The sequence below is a fragment of the Curtobacterium sp. MCBA15_009 genome (assembly GCF_001864895.1).
GTDB lineage: Bacteria > Actinomycetota > Actinomycetes > Actinomycetales > Microbacteriaceae > Curtobacterium.
Genome location: NZ_MJGO01000041.1, coordinates 212680 through 233834, shown reverse-complemented (window position 1 = coordinate 233834; position 21155 = coordinate 212680). Strand labels below are relative to the sequence as shown.

Genomic DNA, 21155 nt, shown 5'->3' with positions numbered 1-21155 from the left:
ATCGATCACTTGCGTGGGAAGCGGAAGGTGCGGACCTCGTAGGCGTCGACGGCGAACGACGAGGCGTCGACGACGGAACCGGCGGGCAGCGGCTCCTCGAGCAGGGTGACCTCGGCAGCGGGACCGAACGCGGCGGGACCGGACGCGGCGCCCCCGGCCTCGGACACCGCGATGCCGCCGGTCCCCCGCTGCCCCACCGGCTCGTACACGCGCACGACCAGGTCACCGGAGCGGTCGTCGGCGAGCTTGACGCTCGACAACACGACGTCGCCGGAGACCTGCACCAGCGGGTCGAAGCCGTGCGCTCCGGTGATCGTCCGAGCGCCCGCGTTCATCACCACGCCGGCCGACGTGGCACCGAGCTGGTCGGTGCCGACGACGATGCCGTACCGGTGCGTCTGCACGCCCTGGTCGGTCTCGGGGTCCGGGAACCGCGGGGCTCGCAGCAGCGACAGCCGCACGGTGGTGGTGACGTGTCCGTCGACGGCGTCGCGGGTGGTGTCGAAGCCGTGGATCGAGTCGTTCACGAGCGCGATGCCGAAGCCCGGCTCGGACACGAGCACGTAGCGGTGCATCGAGGTCTCGAACTTCGCGGTCTCCCACGAGGTGTTCGTGTGCGTCACCCGCTTCTGCGCGCCGAACTGGGTCTCGGCGACGGTGTGCTCGGCGCGGACGTCGAGCGGGAACGCCACCTTGAGGAACTTCTCGGTCTCGTGCCAGTCGGTGGTCTGGTCGAACTCCAGCGTGCGCGAGCCGGGTGCCAGGACGATCTCCTGCGTGACGGTCGAGTCACCGAAGGCGCGGGACACGACGACCCGTGCAGCCCCGGTGCCGTCGACCGACGCGGTCAGCCCGGTGGTCGACACGAGGTCCTCGACGCGGTTGCGGTAGTACCGGTCGACGTCCCACGCGTCCCACATGTTCGGGAAGTCCTGGTGCAGCTGCAGCAGGTTGGCGGCCTGGCCGGGAGCGATCGCCTCGCGCCCGCTGGCCAGGTCGACGGCGCTCGTCACGAGCCCCTGCGCGTCGACGACGACCCGCACCAGGTCGTTCGCCAGCACGTACCCGCCGTCCTGCTCGGTCAGGGACGCGGCGGTCGGTTCCGGCACGTCGGTCGCCAGGACGGCGCCCTGCGCGGGTGCGCCGGCCTGGAGGAACGGGGCCGGGTTCACGACGACGGCCGCGTCCCCGGCACCGGCGAGCGCCGAGAGCGCCTGCTCGATGATCGCGGTGAGCGCTGCGGCCGTCTCGGCGTACTTCGCGACCGCCTCGCGGTGCACCCACGCGATCGAGGTGCCGGGCAGGATGTCGTGGAACTGTTGGAGCAGGACCTGCTGCCACAGGGCGTCGAGCTCGTCGTACGGGTACGCGAAGTCGGTGCGGGCCGCGGCGGTCGCGGCCCAGAGCTCGGCCTCGACGAGCAGCTGCTCGCACCGACGGTTGCCCTGCTTCGTGCCGTGCTGCGACGTGAGCGTGGCCCGGTGCAGCTCGAGGTACAGCTCCCCCACCCACACGGGCGGGTCGGTCAGCTCGGCCTTCGCGCGGTCGAAGAACGTGTCCGGGTGCTCCCAGCGGACCTTCGCGCTGCCCTCGAGGTCCGCGAGGCGTGCGGCCGTGCCGGTCATCTCACGGGTGGTGCCGCCCCCGCCGTCGCCCCAACCGACCGGGGCGATCGAGCCCGTGGCGAGCCGGTTCTCGCGGAACTGCCGGGAGGCCTTCGCGACCTCGCTGCCCGACAACCGCGAGTTGTAGGTGTCCATCGACGGGAAGTGCGAGAACACCCGCGACCCGTCGATGCCCTCCCACAGGAACGTGTGGTGCGGGAACTTGTTCACCTGGTTCCAGGAGATCTTCTGCGTGAAGAACCATTCGAAGCCCGCGCGGCGCATGAGCTGCGGCAGCGCCGGCGAGTACCCGAAGCTGTCCGGCAGCCAGACACCCTTCGGCCGGATGCCGAACTCGCGCTCGAAGAACCGCTGCCCCTGCGAGAACTGCCGGACGATGCTCTCGCCGGTGGGCATCACGGTGTCGGATTCGACCCACATGCCGCCGATCGGCAGGAACCGGCCGGCCTCGACGGCTGCCCTGACCCGGGCGTAGACCTCGGGGCGGTGCTCCTTGATCCACGCGTACTGCTGGGCGCTCGACATGCCGTACAGGAAGTCGTCGGTCTGGTCGATGAGCTCGGTCATCGTCGACGTGGTGCGGGCGACCTTGCGGATCGTCTCGCGCACGGGCCAGAGCCACGCGGAGTCGATGTGCGCGTGCCCGATCGCCGAGATGGTGTGCGCGGACGCCTCGGCCGGGGCGGCGAGCACGTCGGCGAGTGCCGCGCGGGCGTCGCCGGCGGTCTCGGGGATGTGCTGCAGGTCGAGCCGGTCGAGGGCGTCGTCGAGCGCCTGCAGGATCCGCATGCGCCGGGGCCCGGCGGGCAGCTCGGCCTGCAGTTCGAGCAGGACGTCGACGTCGAGGGCGAGGTCGTGCACCTCGGACTCGAAGACGGCGAGCTCCATCCGGCGGGTGGCGTAGAGGCGCTTCGACGACGAAGTCTGCACGTCGCCCTCCTGCGTCGGCAGGAAGGGGTGGTAGTCGAGCAGGACGGGGTTCGACGCCGCCTCGACGAAGAGCTCGACGGCCTCGCCGCCCTCGGCCCGCTCGGTGACCAGGACCCACTGGTTGCGCGGGTTGATCGACTTCACGGGGGTACCGTCGGCCAGGTACACGAGGCCCTCGCACTGGAACCCGGGCATGTTCTTGTCGAAGCCGAGGTCGATGACGGCCTCGACCCGGCGTCCGGCCCACTCGGTCGGCACGGTCCCGGTCAGCCGGAACCACGTCGTGCCCCAGGCCGCGCCCCACGGGGTGCCGACCTCGTAGGGCTCGAACGGGAGCGCGAACCCCTCGGTCGGCGGGATCGGCTCCCCCGGCAGCTCGTGCCAGGCGGCCTGGAGCGCCGCCGTGGTCGCGTGCACCGCGGGCGTGATCCGCTCGTCGAGGACCCGTCGGGCGCGTCCGGTGGTGAGGGGGATGTCGTCGTGCATGAGGTCCTTCCGGGACGCAAGGGGCAGGCGTCCCTGCCGGCAGCAGGGTGGGGTGGGGTCAGGGCATGGTCGCGGGGTGTGCGACCGTGAGCGTGGCGCCGTCGAGGTGGTCGGGCACCTCCACGATGGTCGTGATCCCCCGCGCCGAGCGGAGTGCGTGGTCGGCGAGTCGGGAACGGAGCACGACCTGCGGGCCGCGGCCGTCGGCTGCCGTCTCGGCGAGGGCGAGCCAGGCGGCGGCGAACCGGCCGCCGGGTGCGCAGTCCGCGCGGGTGCCGTGGCGGACCGCGCCGTCGGGCAGCACGTCGTCGAGGACGAGTGCCGTGGACGGTGGCGCTGCCGTCCCGGTGTCGCCGGCGCGGGCGAGGGCGGCGAACGCCTCGCCGGCTGGCTTCAGCCGACCGTCGTTCGTGAACAGCCCGAGGTCGTACTCGAGCTCGGGGAAGTCGGCGAGCGACCGCGAGACGTCGTGCGAGCACCACCACGTGACGCCGAGCACCTGCTGCGCGTCGAGCACGTGCCGGATGGTCTGCTCGGTGAACGACGCGGCGTCGGAGGGGTCGACGACGTTGGTGGGGGCGCCGACCTCCTGCAGCCAGTTCGGCCGCGCCGCGTCGCGGTTCCAGGCGGCGGCGAGCTGGAGCAGGTACTCCCCGTGCCGCACCGACCCGGCCCCGAGTGCCCCGTGCAGCGCCGCCGACCCGTTGAACACCCACGAGTGCGTGACCGTGGCGTCGCCGTGGTCCGCCGCGTGCTCCGGGCCGAAGGGCTGCGCGTCGTCGTACCAGGCCGCGTCGTACTGCGCGACGGTGACCAGCGGCCGTGGACGCGACCCGGTGCCGGGCCGGGCAGACGTGCCGTCGCCGAGCCGCGCCTCCAGACCGGACGACGGGCCGGACGACGGGCCGGACGTGCCGGACGAACCGGACGACAGCCCGGACCGCGCCGCCGCGACCATCGCCGCCGCCCACGCGTGCCCCTGCTCCGCCGTGATCGTGTGCGGGGCGGGGTGCGGCGCGTGTGCGAACTGGTTGACCTCGTTGCCGATGCTGATGCCGAGCAGGTTCGGCTTGTCGGCGACCGCTGCGGCGAGCGCCCGGACGTACGCCGCGGTCGACGCGACGACGTCCGGATCGGTGAACATGTTGCGGCGGTGCCAGCTGTCCAGCCACGAGGGCACGAAGTCGAAGCTCGACAGGTGCCCCTGCAGGGCGTCGACGTTGACGTCGAGCCCGAACGACCCGGCGATGTCGACCACCGTGGCGACGTCCTGCAGTGCCGAGTCCCGGATGAGCGTCCGGTTCGGCTGGACGACGGGCCAGAGCGGGAAGATCCGCACGTGGTCGGCGCCGAGCGACGCGATCGCCTCGAGGTCCCGGGCGGTGTCCGCCGGCGAGAAGTCGAGCCACGAGTGGAACCAGCCGACCGAGGGCGTGTAGTTGACCCCGAAGCGCATCAGCCCTTCACACCGCCCTCTTCGACGCCCTTGAAGAAGAAGCGCTGCAGGACGGCGAAGATCACGGCGATCGGGATGAACGCGATCATGGTGCCGGCGGCGATCATGCGCTGGTCGGTGGCGAAGGTGCCCTGCAGGTACTGCAACCCGACGGTCAGGGTGAGGTTCTCCGGCGACTGCAGCACGATGAGCGGCCACAGGAAGTCGTCCCACGCGCCGATGAACGAGAAGATCGCGATGACCGCGATCGTCCCCTGCACGGCGGGCAGCGCGATGTACCGCAGGCGTTGCATCGCGTTGGCGCCGTCCATGACGGCGGCCTGGTCGATCTCCTCGGGGATCTGCCGGAACGCGTTGAACATGAGCAGCACGTTGAGCGCGGCGATCATGCCGGGCAGGGCGACGCCGACCAGGTTGTCGGCGAGGCCGAGGTCCTTGACGGTGACGAACTGCGAGATGATCGTCGCCTCGCCGGGCAGCACGAGCGTGGCGAGGAACAGGCCGAGGACGAGCTTGCGGTGCCGCCACTGCAGCCGCGCGAGCGCGAAGCCGGCGAGCGTCGCGAACACGATGTTGCCGAAGACGTCGATCGCGGCGACGAGCAGCGAGTTGCCGATGTACCGCCAGACCGGGATCGCTGCGGCGACCTTGAGGTAGTTCTCGAAGGTCGGCTCGGTCGGGATGAACGACGGGTTCGCGGTGTAGATGTCCTCGCCGGCGCCCTTGAGCGAGGTGGACAGCTGCCACAGGAACGGGCCGATCGTGATGAAGAGCACCACGATGAGCAGGACGTAGCGCAGGACCTTCTCGCGGGTGGACATGACGCCCCAGGCCGCGCGGCGGCGCCTGCGTCCGTCTCGTCCGTTCGGTCGGGAGGCCCGTCCCGCGTCGGTCGCTCCGGTCACGTCCGGCGTCGGGCTGGCTGCACCGCGGGTACCGCCCAGGGCGGGTTCGGTGCTGGTCGTGTTCGTCACTTGTCCGCCTTGCTGTTCATCCGGGCGAGGGCGAGCATCGGGATGAGCGTCACGACGAAGAGCAGGAGGCTCAGGGCGGACGCGTAGCCGAGGTTGCCGGTGAAGCCGCGGGCGTACTGCTGGATGAGCATGACGAGCGAGTTGTCCTGCCCGCCGGGCCCACCGGTGCCGTTGGTGAGGATGTAGAGCTCGCTGAACACCCGGAGGGCGGAGACGCACACCAGGATCCCGACGAGCGTCATGGTGCCGCGGACCCCGGGCATCGTGACCGACCAGAACCGGCGGACCGCGCCCGCGCCGTCGAGCGCGGCGGCCTCGTGCAGGTCCTTGCCGACGTTCCCGAGGGCCGCGAGGAAGATGATCATGTAGTAGCCGAGGCCCTTCCACACCGTCAGGCTGATCGCGCTGAGGAGCAGCAGCCACCGGTCGGTCAGGAACGGCACGCTGCCCTGCACGACGCCGAGGGCCTGCGCCATCTCGTTGATGACACCGCGGTCGTCGAGGATCCACGTCCAGATGAGTCCGACGACGACCGCCGAGGCGATGACCGGCGTGTAGAACGCCGTGCGGAAGAACGCGATCCCGGGCAGCTTCTGCTGCACGAGCACCGCGATGAGCAGCGGCAGCACGGTGAGCAGGGGCAGGCAGACCGCCATGTAGATGACGCTGTTGAGCAGCGCCTCCCACACCTGCGGGTCGGCGAGCAGGGTCTCGAAGTTCCTGACGCCCACCCACTGGCTCACGCCCCCCAGCGGGCTGGCGTTCGTGAACGACAGCCGGACGGTGTTGATCGACGGCCAGAGGCTGAACGCGACGAGCCAGACGAGGGCCGGCAGGACGAGCAGCCAGGGCGTGAACCAGCGGTTGGCGCGCATCAGCCGTTGGCCAGCAGGCTGTTCATCTTGGTCTGCGCCGTCTGGAGTGCCTGCTCCGGCGAGACCTGGCCCTTCATCGCGAGGGCGATCTGCTGGTCGAGGAAGTCCGTCATCGCGGAGTTCGCCTCGACCGGGTTGATGACCTTCGCGCTCTTGAGGGCCTCGTTCGCCAGGACCCGGGCCTCGCCGTTCACGGTGCCGTCGTCCTTCGAGAAGTACGGGTCGGACTGCGACGACGTGGTGGACGGGAAGATGTTCACCTGGTGGGCGAACGCCTCCTGGTTCTTCGCGTTCGTCATGAACTTCGCGAACGCCTCGGCGGTGGCGAGGTGCTTCGACTTGCTCGAGACCGACAGGCCCTGCACGTAGAGCGGCGGGGTGTCGAGCGCGGGGCTGACGGTGACCTTGCCCTTGAGCGACGGGTTGTTCTTCTCGAAGTCGGCGAGCGAGGTGGCGCCACCGGTGGTCCAGGCGACCTTGGCCTGTGTGAACAGGGTGGAGTTGCCGAGGTAGTCGCTGTTCAGCACGTTGGAGGGCATGTAGCCGTCCTGGTACGCGTCCTTGTAGCGGTCGATGAGGTCGGCGGCCTCCGACGAGTCGGCGAAGGTGAACTTCGTGCCGTCGGCGTTGAGGACCTTGACGCCGGCGAGCGTGAAGTCGCCGAGGCCGGGCTTCCGGCTCATCAGGTAGTCGGTCGGGCAGTTCTCGTGCATGGTCTTCGCCTGCTCGAACAGCTCGTCGGTGGTCTTCGGCGGGTTGTCCGCGTCGAGGCCGCACTTGTCGAACATCGTCGCGTTCCAGTAGTTCACGTCGGTGTTGAGGTACCAGGGGTACCCGAACGTGCCGTCCACTCCCTTGTACTTGTACGAGTCCACCGCGCCGGCCACGTACGTGCTGGCGAGCTTCGAGTCGTCCTTCCCGACGTCCTGCAGGAACCCGCGCTTGGCGAGCGGCAACGCGATGTCCGGCGGCAGGTTGATCACGTCGGGCAGGCTGTTCGACGAGGCCTGGCTGAGCACCTTGTCGGCGTAGCCGTCGCCGGGCTGGTCCTGCAGCTTCACCTTCGCGTCCGGGTGGGCCTGCTCGAAGTCGTCGATGACCCCGTTGAGGTAGTCCGTGTAGGTCGGCGTGAGCGCCCAGGTCTGCAGGGTGATCGTGCCGCTGATCTCGCCGCCGCCGTTGTCGGCCGCGTTCCCGCCGCTCGAGCAGCCGGTCAGGACGAGCGCCGTCGTGGCGGCCGTCGCGAGCAGCGCGGTGGCGCGGCCCCTCGTCGTGCGTGTGCTGGTCCTCATGGCGTCCGACTCCCTCGTCATCGCTGAACCGGTTCAGTCACTGTCACCGAACCCGTGTGTGGCAGCCACTGTGGAGGACTAAAGCGCTATAGTCAACCCCGTGGCCACCAAACGTCGAACGACGATCGCCGACATCGCCGCACGGGCCGGCGTGTCCATCAGCGCGGTCTCGTTCGCCCTGAACGACCGGCCGGGCGTCTCCGACGAGACCCGGCGCCGGGTGCGCGAGGTCGCCCGCGAACTCGACTGGCAGCCGCACACCGCGGCACGGGCGCTCGGCGGCGCGAAGGCCGGCTCCATCGGCTTCGTGCTGAACCGTCCGGCCCGGACCCTGGGCACGGAGTCGTTCTTCGGCGACCTCATCTCGGGCATCCAGCTCGGGCTCGCCGGCACCCACGTCGGCATGAACCTGCTCGTGGCCCGCGACGCCGAGGAAGAACTCGAGACCTACCGCGACTGGTGGCGCGGGCACCGGGTCGACGGGGTCATCGTGATCGATCCCCGGCGGGACGACGCCCGGCTGGCACTGCTCGCCGACCTCGGCATGCCGACCGTCGTCGTCGGCTCGCACCCGTCCCCGGAGGGCGCCGCCCCCACCGTCTGGATCGACGACTCCGACGCCACCGACACGGTGCTGCGCTACCTGCACGCCCTCGGCCACCGCCGCATCGCGCACGTCGCCGGTCGCCCCGAGTTCGAGCACACCGCGATGCGGATGGACCGGCTCCGGGCCTTCGCGGCCGACGAGGGCCTCGAGGACACCGTCTCCGTCCCCACCGACTACTCGGCCGAAGCCGGCGCGCGCGCGACCCGCACCCTGCTCTCGCGCAGCCAGCGCCCGACCGCGATCGTCTACGACAACGACGTGCTCGCCGTCGCCGGGCTCGGCGTGGCGAGCGAGATGGGCGTCGCCGTCCCCGGGGACGTGTCCATCGTGTCGTTCGACGACTCCGCGATGATCCGGCTCGTCCGTCCGTCGATCACCTCGCTCACGCGCGACACGGTCGAGCTCGGGCAGCGCGCGGCCACCCTGCTGCGCGAGCAGATCGACGCGCGCGCACCGCTCCCCTCGCGCCCGGGTCCGTCGCTGACGCTGAGCGTGCGCGAGTCGACCGGCCGCGCGCGCACCTGACCCCGACTGCGGCGAGCCCGACACGCCGACCCCGCTCCTCGCGGAGGTCCAGCCCGCGCGGCCGACTTGACGCGCGTTCGAACACACGTTCGAATACCGTCGTGGGACGGCGTCGCGAGAACCGGTGGCAGCCCCCGGAACACCCGGAGGTCGAACGTCCGCGCGCCTACTCGCTGTCCGAGGACGCCCGCGGGCCGGACGTCTGCCACGCCGTCACCCCCGTGCCGGTGTGGGCGTGGATCCAGTTCCCGACGTTCCAGGTCCGTGTGAAGGCCTTCGCGAAGAGCTGGACCCGCGACGCCGTCATGGTGGAGTGGGCGCAGTTCGGGCAGCAGGCGAACGCGTGGGTCTGGCGGTCGGCGGTGAAGCACCGGAGACTCCGCACCGACCCGGTGGACCGCGCGAACCGGAGTCCGCAGAACGCGCCGCATTGACTTCCGTCCACACCGCGAGGATCGTTTACGGAACACCGGTTCGGCAAACAACTCAATGATCGAGACATTCGATCCGAGTGCCGCAACGGAGAGGAGGCACCATGAAGAACACAGCGGTGCCGTCCTGGGTCGCCCACGTGCTCACCCCGCCGGAGGTCATCAGCGCCTACGTCGAGCGCCGGATCAACGATCCCGCGCTGCTCTCGGGAGAGCAGGCAGAACCCACGTACGCAGACTTCCTGCGTGACGAGTAGACGGACTTCTCAGGAGGCCCTGATCACGTCGCCCGCGTGACGGGCGTGATCGGGGCCTCCTCTTCTCGTGCCCCTGCGCGCCTCCGCGCGCAGACCATGCGTCACCCGCGGCGGCGACGTGCCGACACGGTGACGCCGACGCTCGCGGCGGTGACGCACGCCAGCGCGACCGTCTCGGTGACCGTGAGCCCCTCGGCGAGGACGACGAGCCCGGCCAGGGCGGCGATCGCCGGCCCGAGGCTCTGCAGCACCCCGAACACCCGGGTGGGCATCCGCCGCAGCGCGGCCATCTCGAGGGCGTAGGGCAGCACGCTCGACAGCACGGCGACCGCGCCGAAGACGACGAGCAGCACCGGGTGCCGCACGACCCCGTCCACCGCGGCGCCGAGGCCCGCGGGCAGGGACACGAGCATCGCCACGACCATCGACACGGCGAGGCCGTCGACCCCCGGGATCGCGGCGCCGACGCGACGGTTCATGACGATGTAGCCGGCCCAGCACGCCGCGGCCAGGACGGCCCACACCACCCCACGGACGGCGGTGACGGCGCTCGGGCCGACACCGAGCAGCACGACCCCGGCGAGTGCCAGGGCGGCCCAGAGCGCGTCGCGCCACCGCCGGGTGTGCACGAGGGACAGTGCCAGCGGTCCGAGGAACTCGATCGTCACGGCGACGCCGATCGGGATCGACGCGAACGCCAGGTAGATGAACACGTTCATGCCGCCGAGCGCGAGTCCGAGCCCGACGGCGCCGGCCCACTGCGCGCGGGTCCAGTGCCGCACCCGCGGCCGGACCACGAGGGCGAGCACGACCGCGCCGATGACGAGTCGCAGGGTGGCAGCGCCGACGGCCCCGACCTCGTCGAAGTGGGTCTTCGCGATCGCCGCGCCGAGCTGCACGGACACCATCGCGGTGAGGGCGAGGAGCGGAGCGGGGACCCGGTGCACGCGACGCCCCGTCAGCCGAGGTAGGCGAGGACGGCGAGGACGCGACGGTGGTCCTCTCCGGTGTCCTCGAGGGCGAGCTTGCCGAAGATGCTCGACACGTGCTTCTCGACGGCGCCGGTGCCGATGACGAGCGCGCGGGCGATGGCGGCGTTCGTGCGCCCCTCGGCCATGAGCCCGAGGACGTCGCGCTCCCGGGGCGTCAGGGCCGCGAGCGGGTCCCGCCGGCGGCTCATCAGCTGCGTGACGACCTCGGGGTCGAGCACGGTGCCGCCGGCCGCGATCCGGCGGACGGCGTCGTCGATCTCCTCGAGGCGCGTGACGCGGTCCTTCAGCAGGTAGCCGATGCCGGTCGCGCCCGCGGCGAGGACGTCCTCGGCGTAGGTCGCCTCGACGTACTGCGACAGCAGCAGGACCCCGGTGCTCGGTGCGACCCGGCGGGTCTCGACGGCGGCGCGGACGCCCTCGTCGGTGAAGGTCGGCGGCATCCGGACGTCCATGACCACGACGTCGGGGGCACGGTCCGGCAGCGTCGCGAGGAACGCACGGGCGTCGGCGTACTGCCCGACGACGTCGATGCCGGCTTCGTCGAGCACGCGGGCCAGGCCCTCGCGCAGCAGGACGGCGTCGTCGACGACGACGGCCCGGATGCGTGCTGCATCCGGGCCGTCGCTCATGCCGACCAGCCTAGTGGGAGCGCGGGCGCCCCCGTGGGGTCACGTCCGCGGGGTCACACCCGCGTGGTGGGCACGCCGTTCAGGGCGCCGAGCGGGATCCGGGCCGTGGCCTCGGTGGGGCCGCCCTCGGGGCTCGAGACGACGAGGTCGCCGTCGAGGGCGCGCATCCGGCCCATGAGTCCCGCGATGCCGTGGCCCTCCTGCGTCCGCGCACCGCCCCGGCCGTCGTCCGTGACGCTCACCGTCAGGTACCAGAGCCCGGAGGCGTCCACCACGAGGCCGAGGTACACCCCGGCGGTCGCGGCCCCGGCGTGCTTCGCGGTGTTCGTCAGGAGCTCGCTCACGGTGAAGTAGACGTTGCGCTGGATCTCGGTCGCGAGCTCCAGCCCCTCGGGCAGCCGGACGTCGAGCCCGACGGGGATCGGCGAGCGGGCGACGAGGGCCTCGAGGGCGGCGACGAGCCCCCGGTCGAGCAGGATCGGCGGCGCGAAGCCCCGGGACAGCGCGCGCAGCTCGTCGAGCGCGTCGCGGGCGTGCTCGGAGGCCTCGCCGATGAGCTGCTTCGCCTTCGCCGGGTCCTTCTCGAACGCACGCTCGGCCGCGGACAGGTCCATCTGCAGTCGCACCAGACGCTGCTGCGGGCCGTCGTGCAGGTCGCGCTCGATCTGCCGCAGGGCCTGGCCCTCGGCGGTGACGGCGCCGGCGCGGGAAGCCTGGAGCCCGGCGACGCGCTGCTCGAGCTGCTCGGCGCGGAAGCCCCCGAGCAGGCCGAGGTCGACCCAGTAGTGCGCGAGCACCGAGCCGCGGGCCCACAGCGGGAAGAGCACGACCACCGCGGCCATCGAGAGCAGTCCGAGGACGCCGACGGTCAGCACCAGTCGGACCTCGTCACCGGGGTAGTACCCCCTGCCGTTCACGACGTACAGGACGCCGAGGGCGATCGGCCAGGTGAAGCCCACGACGAGCAGGGCGCCGGCGCCGACCGTGACGAGTGCGACGAGCGGGTACACGACCGCCGCGTGCAGCAGGTACAGCCAGTAGTGCGGGTTCGCGACCGCCGAGCCCGTGCGCGTCCACCAGTTCTGCTGCCACCGCGGCGTCCAGTCGACGGGGCGGATCGGGCGCGGGTCGGCCCAGCCGATGCGGAGCTTCTCGAACTGCCCGAGCCAGCGGGCGACGAACAGCGCGACGAAGAACATCAGCAGGACGAACGGGTTGAACAGGTCGCGGAAGCCGCCGCCGAAGATGGCCGCCGGGAACGCGGCGTACAGCGTGCACAGCAGCACCGCGGTGAGCGCCATGTACCCGAAGTCCCGCGGCAGGCGCTTCCACGCCTCGCGGTAGAACGCGCCGGCGGTGACCCCGGACCCGGAACCCGTGCCGCGACCGACCGGGCCGCCGCCACCGCCGACGGGCGGGGTCGCGCTCCAGGACGACGAGCGCTGCTGGTCGTGCGGGCGCGGGTACTGCGGCATGGGCTTCGTGGCTCCGAGGGGGACGGCGTCGCCCAGCGGCACGGTCTGGGCCTGGTCGGGCGAGGGGGTGACGTCGTCCAGCGGGACGGTTCGCGCCTGGTCGAGGCGGTCGGTGTCGGTCATGGTCCCAGCCTCGCGATCGCGCGGCTGTTCCCCCATCCTGCCCCCTCCCGGACGCAGGTGGGGTTATCCCCCCTCTCGACTTCTCCACAGGTCGCGGCCGGCCGCCGGGCGTCAGCTGTTGATCGTCCATGCTCGGGTGCATGGGCGATGCACTCCGGGCTCTGGTGGACGCGGTGGGCGTCGAGGTCCGTTCCGGCACGGTGATCCACGCCGACGAGGACCAGTGGACACTCGCCCTCGAGCCGACCGGCACGCACGCCTGGGTCGCGACCCGGTACCGACCGGTGTGGGTCCGCCGCGGGGACACGGACGAACTCGTCGCGGCCGGCGGCGCCGCGCTGCTCGAACGACACACGACGATGACGGTCGGCACCGCACGTCAGCAACACGGACCGCCGCAGACCGCACCCTCCTCCACGTTCCCGTACGAGGCACTCTCCGCCTACACCGGCATCGTGGTCGGATCGGCGACGTTCGGCCCCCTCGCCGCCGAAGTCCTCGCACTCCCGCCCGTCGCCACCACCCGACCGGCGGGACATCCGGCACCCGACGTCGTACTCGCGCTGCAGCACCTGGGCGAACTCGACAGTGGTCGATGGCACGGCGTGCAGCAGGACGCGCTCGCGCAGCTCGTGGTCACCACCGTGCTCCACGACAACGCGCCACCGCTGCTGCAGGACAACAGCCTCGCGCGCGTCCTCGACCGCATCTTCGACGCCGAGCACCGGTACACGACCGCAGAGTTGCTCGAGGGCGTCCGCATGTCGGAGCGCACCCTCGAACGTCGGTGCGCCGAGGCCACGGGCTGCACACCGGCGCAGCTCGGGCGGTGGTTCCGGAGCCTGGAGGTCCGGAACGCCCTCGCTCGCGGCGACCGGCCCGTCGAGGTCGCCATGCGCTTCGGCTTCGCCACCACCTCGTCCATGTGGCGGGCGCTGCGGCGCGTCCGCGCACCCGAGATCGGTCTCGGTCGCCGCGACTGACGGTCGCGGTGCACGGATCCCACGATTCACCAACCAGAACCGTCAGCCGCGCAGAAAGGAGACGTGCTCCCCTGCGGCAGACGAAGCAACACGGGAAGCGATCATCACCAGCCGCCGATGACGGTCGCGGTACACGGATCCCACGATTCACCAACCAGAACCGTCAGTTGCGCAGGACCCCCGCATCCAGGACGATCGGGCGGCGGAGTGCACCGGGTGGAGGGCCTGCAACGGGCGTCACCGACGCTGCCAGCGCCGCTGCCACTGCCACTGCCACTGCCACTGCCACTGCCACTGCCACTGCAACCGCAGCCGCCACCACCACAGTCACAGTCACCGGGCGGGTTGGGGCAGGGCGGGGCGGGTCAGATTCGGCTCCAGCGGGATCCGGGCTGTGCGGACGGCGCCAGGCCAGCGCGCGGTGGCGGTCATCCCCCAGCCTCTGACGTTCTCGGTTCACGAACCCCGGAGTTCACGAACCGAGACCGTCAGCCGCCGTGTTGTTGCACCGGTTGTCCAGCCGAGTGCTCAACCGACCCGCTCGGCGAGGCGGACCGCACGCCGCGCCGCCTGCTCGTCGGGGTCCGGCACCGGAGCCGCCTGCACGAGCCGCCGCGTGTACGGGTCGCTCGGCGACCGCAGGACGGCGTCGCGTGTTCCCTGCTCGACGATCGTCCCGTGGTGCAGCACGACGACCCGGTCGCACAGCGTGTCGACGACGGCCAGGTCGTGGGTGACGAAGAGGCAGGCGAAGCCCAGGCGTTCCTGCAGCTCGCGGAAGACGTCGAGCACCCGGGCCTGCACGGAGACGTCGAGGGCGCTCGTCGGCTCGTCGGCGATGAGCAGGGCGGGGTCGAGCGCCACCGCGCGGGCGATCGCGACACGTTGCCGCTGGCCGCCGGAGAGCTCGTGCGGGTAGCGCTCGCGGAAGCCGCCGTCGAGTCCGACGTCGGCGAGCAGCCGGTCGACCCGCTCGTCGACCTGCGGCGTCGGCAGGCGCAGGATCTGCCGGAGCGGCTCGGCGACGGTCTGCCCGACCGTGTACCGGGGGTTCAACGAGCGGAGCGGGTTCTGGAACACGACACCGACGTGCCGTCGCATCGCGCGTCGGCCGACGCGGCCGGCTCCCGCCACGTCGGTGCCGTCGACCACGACGGAGCCGGACGTGATCGGCGCGAGGCCGACGGCGGCCCGGCCGATGGTCGTCTTCCCGCTGCCGGACTCCCCCACGAGTCCGACGATCTCGCCGCGCTCCACCGAGAACGACACGTCGTCGACGGCGCGGAAGCGGCCGCTCAGGGCACCGCCGTACTCGACCACGAGGTGTCGGACGTCGAGGACGGGCGACGGGGGCGTCGCGGCGGGGCCGAGCCGGGCCTCCCCACCGGACCCGGTGCCCATGCGCGGGACCGCGGCGAGCAGGTCGCGCGTGTACTCGGCGGTCGGCGCGGCGAAGACGGCGCCCACCGTGCCCGTCTCGACGACGCGACCACGGCGCATGACGACCACCCGGTCGGCGATGTCGGCGACGACGCCCATGTCGTGGGTGATGAGCAGGACCGCGGTGCCGGTGCGCTCCCGGAGCGCGCGGATGACGTCGAGCACCTCGGCCTGCACCGTGACGTCGAGCGCCGTGGTGGGCTCGTCGGCGATGAGCAGGTCCGGGTCGGCGGCGAGCGCCATCGCGATCATCACCCGCTGCGCCTGACCGCCGGAGAGCTCGTGCGGGTACTGCCGCAGTCGACGCTCCGGATCCGGCACCTCGACGGCGCGCAGCAGCTCGACCGAGCGCGCGCGGACGGCGGCACGGTCCAGACCCGGGTCGGCGCGGCGGACGGACTCGGCGATCTGGAAGCCGATGGTGAAGACCGGGTCGAGCGCCGCCGACGGGTCCTGGAAGACCATCGAGACGCTGCGGCCGCGGACCCCGCGCATGGCCCGTTCGTCGGCGCCGACGACCTCGAGGTCGCCGAGGCGGACGCTGCCGGTGGCGCGGGCACCCTCCGGGGCGATGCCCATCGCGGTCATCGCCGTCATGCTCTTGCCCGACCCGGACTCCCCGACGACGGCGACGACCTCGCCGCGACCGACCGTGAACGAGGCGTCGTCGACCGCGCGCACCTCGGTGCCGTCCACGTCGAAGGTGACGGTGAGGTGGTCGACGTGCAGGACGTCGGTCATGGGGTCTCCGATCGGTCGGTGTCGTCGCGGGCGGCCTTGAACGCCTCCCACTCCTGGAGCATCTCGTGGTGGTAGCCCTGCAGCCACTGCATGTAGTCGCGGCCGTTCAGCAGGCGTTCGCGCACCTCGGCGTCCACGTCCCCCGCGGCGGTGCGCCCGGCGGACTCGACGATCGCGAGCCCCCGGCCGATGACGTCGCGCTGCCGGTCCAGGTACTTGCGCTCCCCCGCGAGCCAGGAGCCCCAGACGTCCGCCTCGGCGCGGAAGTAGTGGCTGCGCTCGCCGGGGACGGTGTGGCGCTTCACGAACCCGGTCTCGACGAGCCGTCGCGTCGCCATCGAGATCGACCCGGAGCTCGCGCCGAGGGCCGCCTGCAGGTCGGCGGAGGACGAGTGCGGCGCGCGGGTCACCAGCAGGTAGCCGAGCACCCGGGCGTCGGTGAGGGGCATGCCCGCGGCGTCGTTGAGCATCAGGGCGAACTCCTCGACGAAGGCCTGCCGTTCCGGCTCGAGCAGCCGGTCGTCGGCGCCGCCGGTCTCCCCCGTGGACGCCCCCGGGCCGGTCACGACGCGAGCCCTGCGGCCACCTCGGGCGACTCGACCGGGATCGTCCACGGTTCCTCGGACATGCCGCCGCCGCCGCGGATCGAGCGGACGGTGCCGTCGGCCGCACGGTCGTAGGTGACGTCCTCGTCCACCGACCCGAAGCGGTTGCCGTGGGTCATCCGGAGGGTGTCGGCGTCGACGACCTCGAGCCGGGTCGGGGTCTCGAGCGGCGACGGTGCGGACGGGTCCACCAGGACGAGCCGGTCGCCGATCCGGGCGACGTCGGTGACGCCCCACGGGTTCGCGAAGCGTCCGGTGTAGGCAGCGGTGTCGACGTCGTCGGGCACGGGCGTGCCGGGTGCGTCGGCGTCGGCCGCGGCGTCGAGCATCTCGATGATCGCGGTCGCGATGAGCGTCGCCGGCCCCGCGGCGGCGCTCGTCAGCACGGACACGACGAGGCCGGAGGCGGGGTCGAACATCGACTGCGTGATGTGGCCGGGGAAGCCGCCGGAGTGGCCGCGGACCTCACGCCCGTTGATGCGGTCGACGATGAAGCCGGCGCCGTAGCCGCGGGCGGCCGGGTCGTCGGTGGCGCTCCAGGCCTTGCGCTGCGCCAGGCGCTTCGAGTGGTCGTCGAGCAGGGTGCCCTGGCCGATGACGTGCTGGGAGAAGTACCGGACCAGGTCGGACGCGGTGCCGTGGAAGCCGGTCGCGGCAGCCATCGCCCGGGTGTCGACGTGGTCGATGCGCTGCCGGTGCCGCGCGGTGTGGAAGCCGGTGTACCCGACCACGAAGTCGTCGGCACGGGTCGGGTCCCAGTCCGGACCGGTGTTCCGCAGGCCGAGCGGCTCGGTGATCGACTCGCGGACGAAGTCGTTGTACGACCGGCCGGAGACCGCCGCGATGACGAGCCCGAGCAGCGAGTAGCCGAGGTTCGAGTAGTTGAACGACGAACCCGTCGGCACCTTCTGGCCGCGGTCGAGGACGAGCGCGAGGAGCTCCTGCTCGTCGGGGAACGGCCGCAGGAGCGACCAGTAGTCGCCGTCGTGGCCGTCGCGGATGACGCCGGCGCCCATCTCCATGAGCTCGCGGATGGTCGCGTCGGCGATCGGGGAACCGCCCTCGACGAGTGCGGGCAGGTGGGTGCCGACCGTGTCGTCGAGGCGCAGGGCGCCGCGCTCGGCGAGCTGCAGCAGCGCCGTCGCGGTGAAGGTCTTCGAGTGCGAGGCGATGCGGAACAGGTCCGTGGTGGTCAGGCGACGCCCGGCCTCGACGTCGGCGTGGCCCCACGCCTCGTCGAACAGGACCTCGCCGCCGTACCCGACGGCGACCTGCACGCCGGGCACGCGCAGTTGCCAGACCTTGTACGACACCCAGTCGTGGACGTAGGGCAGGGTCGTGCGGTATGCGGCGAGGGTGTCGGTCACGGTGGTCCTTTCGAGAGCGGTACGTCGAGTCTTGCGCGCCACACCGATGCGGGTCGAGTGCCGCGCGCGACACCGTCGCGGGTCGGGTGCCGCGCGCGGCGGGTCAGCGTCGGCGTGGGTCGAGCGCGGCGCGCAGGGTGTCGCCGAGGGCGATGACGGCGAGCACGGTCACGGCGAGGAACGCCGCGGGCGCGACGAGCATGTGCGGGGCGCGGAGGAACTGCGAGGTGGCGGCGGACAGCTGCAGCCCCCAGGAGACCGCCGGCCGCTCGAGCCCGATGCCGAGGTAGGTGAGCGTCGATTCGGACACGATGACCCCGCCGACGGTGATGGTCGCGAGCACGAGGAGCGGCGAGACCGACGAGGGCAGCACGTACCGGGTCGTGATCCGCCAGGTGGACAGCCCCATCGTGCGGGCGGCGAGCACGAACTCGGCGTTCCGGACGCTGCGGACGCTCGACCGCACGAGCCGGGCCATCGTCGGCCACCCGAACAGGGCGAGCACGAGCGACACCGTCAGCACCGACCGCTCCCCCACGCTGTTGAGCACCACGACGGCGCCGAGCAGGAAGGGGAAGCCGAGGAACACGTCGGTGAGCCGGGCGAGGGCGGCGTCCACCCAGCCGCCGACCATGCCCGCGACCGTCCCGACGACGACCGCGACGACTCCGGCGAGCACCGTGGTGAGCACGGCGACGGCGACCGAGGACCGCGTGCCGTGCACGACGTTGGCGTAGACGTCGCAGCCCTGCAGGTCGAAGCCGAACGGGTGGCCGTCGGTCGGGGCGTCGCCGCTCCGGCCGAGGTCGCACGCGCGGGGGTCGCCGTGGCCGAACAGCCCCGCGAGCAGCTGCGGGAACGCGGCGACGAGGAGCACCACCGCGAGGACGCCGGCGGGCAGCCAGAACCCGGGGGTGCGGACGACGGCGAGCAGGGGGCGCCGGCGACCGGCGACGACGGGTTCGACGGTGGCGCTGAGGGCTGCGGTGGTCATCGGGCGGCTCCGGTCCGGACACGGGGGTCGAGGGCGGCGTGCAGTAGGTCGACGAGCACGCTCGTGACGAGGAACACCAGGATGAGGGCGGTCGAGATCCCGACGACGACGGCGCCCTCGTGCGAGCGGATGCCCTGGAACAGCAGGTTCCCGACGCCGGGCAGGTTGAAGATGCCCTCGATGACGACGGTGCCGCCCATCAGGTAGCCGAGGTCGGTCGCCAGGTAGGTGGCGGTCGGGATGAGCGAGTTCCGCATGACGTGCACGCCGACGATCCGACCAGGGGTCAGCCCCTTCGCCCGCACGGTGCGCACGTGGTCGGCGTCGAGCGTCTCGATCACCGAGGTGCGGGTCAGCCGCGACACCGCCGCCAGCCCGAACAGGGCGATGACGAGGGCCGGCAGCACGTAGGCGGTGGGCCACCCGGCGGTCGCACCGGCGACCGGGAACCAGTGCAGCCGCACCGAGAACACGAGTTGCAGGGCGACCCCGAGCACGAAGACCGGCACCGCGCCGACGACGATCGTGCCGACGAGCACGGTCTTGTCGAGGACCGTGCCGCGGCGCAGCGCGGAGAGCACGCCGAGTCCGATGCCGAGCACGATCTCGAGCGCCCACGCGGTGAGCGCGAGCGTGACCGTCACCGGCCACCGCGAGGCCATCTGCTCGCCGACGGACTCACCGCTGAAGTCGGTGCCGAAGTCGCCGCGGAACAGCCCGCCGATGTACCGCAGGTACTGCTCCCAGAGCGGCTGGTCGAGGTGGTACTCGGCCCGGAGCGCGCGGACGACCGCGTCGCTGAGCGGTCGGTCGCCGCCGAGCGCCCGGATCGGGTCGCCCGGCAGCGCGAAGGTCATCGCGTAGATGAGGAACGTCACCCCGAGGAACACCACGACCAGGCCGCCGAACCGACGGCCGACGGCGAGCGCCGGGCGCATCACGCGCCTCCCGTCCGTCCCGTGGTGACCAGCTGCGGTCGGGAGGCGCGGGTCGGGTCCGCCACGTGCGCCGCGCAGGCGAGGATCGCCCCGTACTGCACCCCCACCAGCTTGCTGATCGGGATCGGTTCGGCGCCGGTCGCCTCGTCCGCCTGCCAGACCGCGTAGCGCTCCGCCAGGCGGTCGCGGAGCCGCCGCAGCGGCGCAGGGGCGGTGCCGGCGACGGTCTCGGCCTCGAGCGCGCGGAGCAGCATGCCGCCGTAGCGCAGGCGGAAGCAGCGGACCAGGTCCTCGCAGCCGAAGCGCTCCGCGACCGTGGCCATCCGCTCCGCCGGCTCGCGGTCGGCACGGGCACGGTCGGTGTCGGTCATCCCGCCGATCATCGGGATGAACGCGCGGGAACCCTCGAGGAACGGCGTCTCGATCGTGAGCATCGGCGTCGCGGCGTCGAGGACCTCCTGCAGCTCCGCGCCCGAGGCGCCGAGGGCGTCGGCGCACCGGCGGAGCAGGTGGGCGTACGGCTCGGACGTCGGGGTCTGGTCGTCGGCGTCCGGGTGGCTCCAGTACGGCAGTTCCGCCACCAGGCACAGGGCCCCGTGGCGCATCGCCCACGCCGCGCTCGAGGCGCCGTGGATGTGCTCGCCGGGGTCGATGCCGAGCCCCTCGAGGTAGTCGTACGCGGCCTCGACGCCCTCCATCGCGAACACCGCGGGGGCGAACGCGCGCAGGTACGGCGACTCCGGCTCCCCGGTGTCGAGCGGCAGCCCGAGCGCGGCCGGGACCGCGTGCAGGGTGTCGATGACGTCGGGCAGGTCCTCGGACAGGTAGTAGTAGACGCCGCCCATCTCACCGTTGTGCAGGCTCACGAGCAGCTCGGGCTCGGTGTCGTCGATGAGCCGCATGAACGCGAGCGTCTCTGGGAGCACCTGGTCGAAGTACACCGACCCGTGGCTGTTCGGGAACGTCCACTCCACCTGGCTGTCGGGCGCGGGCCGGTAGAAGCCCCGGGCGTACCGGACCCGGTCGTGCGGGTCGTGGAACCACGCCTCGTTGAGCCGCATGCCGTCCGGGTCGATGGTCGGGACGACGTGCCAGGTGGTGTCGAGCGCGTCGGCCGTCGCGGTGTCGGTGGCCATCGTCTCGGCGAGGTGCAGCGCTGTCCACGAGCCGATCGGTTCGTTCGGGTGCACGCCGCCGACGACGACGGCGGCGTGCGACCCGGACCCGATCCGGTAGCTGTGGAGCGGTTCGCCGAGCCGGCTGGTGCCGATGCGGGTGACCGTGACCCGGTCCGGGTGGGCCGCGGCGAGCGCGGCGAACCGGGCGTGCAGGTCGTCGACGAGGGGGAAGCCGTCGCGGTCGGGGACCGAGGTCGCGAGGCGGAGGACGGTGCGCTGGTCCATGTGGTGG

At 72.1% G+C, this 21155-nt stretch carries 18 protein-coding genes; 4 read left to right on the top strand and 14 right to left on the bottom strand.

Annotated elements, in window-relative coordinates:
• Window positions 1–5 precede the first annotated feature (5 nt).
• The 5 genes from BIU97_RS16790 to BIU97_RS16770 form a co-directional block, all read right to left on the bottom strand.
• Window positions 6–3041, bottom strand: a complete 3036-nt coding sequence (locus tag BIU97_RS16790) for an alpha-mannosidase (protein WP_071257225.1) — start codon at window positions 3039–3041, stop codon at window positions 6–8.
• A 58-nt stretch (window positions 3042–3099) separates the two neighbouring features.
• Window positions 3100–4497, bottom strand: coding sequence for a glycoside hydrolase 5 family protein (locus BIU97_RS16785; RefSeq protein ID WP_071257221.1), 1398 nt, complete (start codon window positions 4495–4497; stop codon window positions 3100–3102).
• A complete protein-coding gene (locus BIU97_RS16780; RefSeq protein WP_071257751.1) occupies window positions 4497–5318 on the bottom strand; it encodes a carbohydrate ABC transporter permease in 822 nt (273 codons plus the stop codon). The genes BIU97_RS16785 and BIU97_RS16780 overlap by 1 nt, the downstream gene beginning before the upstream one ends.
• A 149-nt stretch (window positions 5319–5467) precedes the next feature.
• A complete protein-coding gene (locus BIU97_RS16775) occupies window positions 5468–6346 on the bottom strand; it encodes a carbohydrate ABC transporter permease (protein ID WP_071257209.1) in 879 nt (292 codons plus the stop codon).
• On the bottom strand, window positions 6346–7638 hold the full coding sequence (locus tag BIU97_RS16770) for an ABC transporter substrate-binding protein (RefSeq protein WP_071257206.1): 1293 nt from the start codon (window positions 7636–7638) through the stop codon (window positions 6346–6348). Before BIU97_RS16770 ends, BIU97_RS16775 begins: the two co-directional genes overlap by 1 nt.
• Before the next feature lie 100 nt (window positions 7639–7738).
• Here BIU97_RS16770 and BIU97_RS16765 point away from each other — a divergent pair, with 100 nt between their 5' ends.
• The 3 genes from BIU97_RS16765 (at window position 7739) to BIU97_RS18215 (ending at window position 9458) form a co-directional block, all read left to right on the top strand.
• Window positions 7739–8770, top strand: a complete 1032-nt coding sequence (locus BIU97_RS16765; protein WP_071257197.1) for a LacI family DNA-binding transcriptional regulator — start codon at window positions 7739–7741, stop codon at window positions 8768–8770.
• Window positions 8771–8871: 101 nt separating this feature from the next.
• On the top strand, window positions 8872–9204 hold the full coding sequence (locus BIU97_RS16760) for a hypothetical protein (RefSeq protein ID WP_071257194.1): 333 nt from the start codon (window positions 8872–8874) through the stop codon (window positions 9202–9204).
• Between the two features lie 101 nt (window positions 9205–9305).
• Entirely contained in the window at window positions 9306–9458 is a 153-nt protein-coding gene (locus BIU97_RS18215) for a hypothetical protein (RefSeq protein WP_175472103.1), read from the top strand.
• Between the two features lie 101 nt (window positions 9459–9559).
• Here BIU97_RS18215 and BIU97_RS16755 read toward each other — a convergent pair whose 3' ends face one another.
• The 3 genes from BIU97_RS16755 to BIU97_RS16745 are packed head-to-tail and all read right to left on the bottom strand — an operon-like array spanning window position 9560 to window position 12677.
• On the bottom strand, window positions 9560–10405 hold the full coding sequence (locus BIU97_RS16755) for an EamA family transporter (protein WP_083404690.1): 846 nt from the start codon (window positions 10403–10405) through the stop codon (window positions 9560–9562).
• A gap of 11 nt (window positions 10406–10416) precedes the next feature.
• Window positions 10417–11079, bottom strand: a complete 663-nt coding sequence (locus tag BIU97_RS16750; protein WP_071257188.1) for a response regulator transcription factor — start codon at window positions 11077–11079, stop codon at window positions 10417–10419.
• A 53-nt stretch (window positions 11080–11132) separates the two neighbouring features.
• A complete protein-coding gene (locus tag BIU97_RS16745; protein ID WP_071257186.1) occupies window positions 11133–12677 on the bottom strand; it encodes a sensor histidine kinase in 1545 nt (514 codons plus the stop codon).
• Between the two features lie 140 nt (window positions 12678–12817).
• On the opposite strand from BIU97_RS16745, the gene BIU97_RS16740 reads away from it, so the two are divergent.
• Window positions 12818–13660, top strand: a complete 843-nt coding sequence (locus BIU97_RS16740) for a helix-turn-helix domain-containing protein (protein ID WP_071298179.1) — start codon at window positions 12818–12820, stop codon at window positions 13658–13660.
• 528 nt (window positions 13661–14188) lie between these two features.
• Here the strand turns inward: BIU97_RS16740 and BIU97_RS16735 are convergent.
• The 6 genes from BIU97_RS16735 to BIU97_RS16710 form a co-directional block, all read right to left on the bottom strand.
• Window positions 14189–15841, bottom strand: coding sequence for a dipeptide ABC transporter ATP-binding protein (locus tag BIU97_RS16735; RefSeq protein WP_071257180.1), 1653 nt, complete (start codon window positions 15839–15841; stop codon window positions 14189–14191).
• On the bottom strand, window positions 15838–16407 hold the full coding sequence (locus tag BIU97_RS16730) for a GbsR/MarR family transcriptional regulator (protein WP_071257178.1): 570 nt from the start codon (window positions 16405–16407) through the stop codon (window positions 15838–15840). The genes BIU97_RS16735 and BIU97_RS16730 overlap by 4 nt, the downstream gene beginning before the upstream one ends.
• On the bottom strand, window positions 16404–17813 hold the full coding sequence (locus BIU97_RS16725; RefSeq protein WP_071257176.1) for a serine hydrolase: 1410 nt from the start codon (window positions 17811–17813) through the stop codon (window positions 16404–16406). The genes BIU97_RS16730 and BIU97_RS16725 overlap by 4 nt, the downstream gene beginning before the upstream one ends.
• A 103-nt stretch (window positions 17814–17916) precedes the next feature.
• On the bottom strand, window positions 17917–18807 hold the full coding sequence (locus BIU97_RS16720; protein ID WP_071257173.1) for an ABC transporter permease: 891 nt from the start codon (window positions 18805–18807) through the stop codon (window positions 17917–17919).
• Window positions 18804–19745, bottom strand: a complete 942-nt coding sequence (locus tag BIU97_RS16715) for an ABC transporter permease (protein ID WP_071257744.1) — start codon at window positions 19743–19745, stop codon at window positions 18804–18806. The genes BIU97_RS16720 and BIU97_RS16715 overlap by 4 nt, the downstream gene beginning before the upstream one ends.
• A complete protein-coding gene (locus BIU97_RS16710) occupies window positions 19745–21148 on the bottom strand; it encodes a M14 family zinc carboxypeptidase (RefSeq protein ID WP_071257171.1) in 1404 nt (467 codons plus the stop codon). The genes BIU97_RS16715 and BIU97_RS16710 overlap by 1 nt, the downstream gene beginning before the upstream one ends.
• Between the last annotated feature and the right edge of the window lie 7 nt (window positions 21149–21155).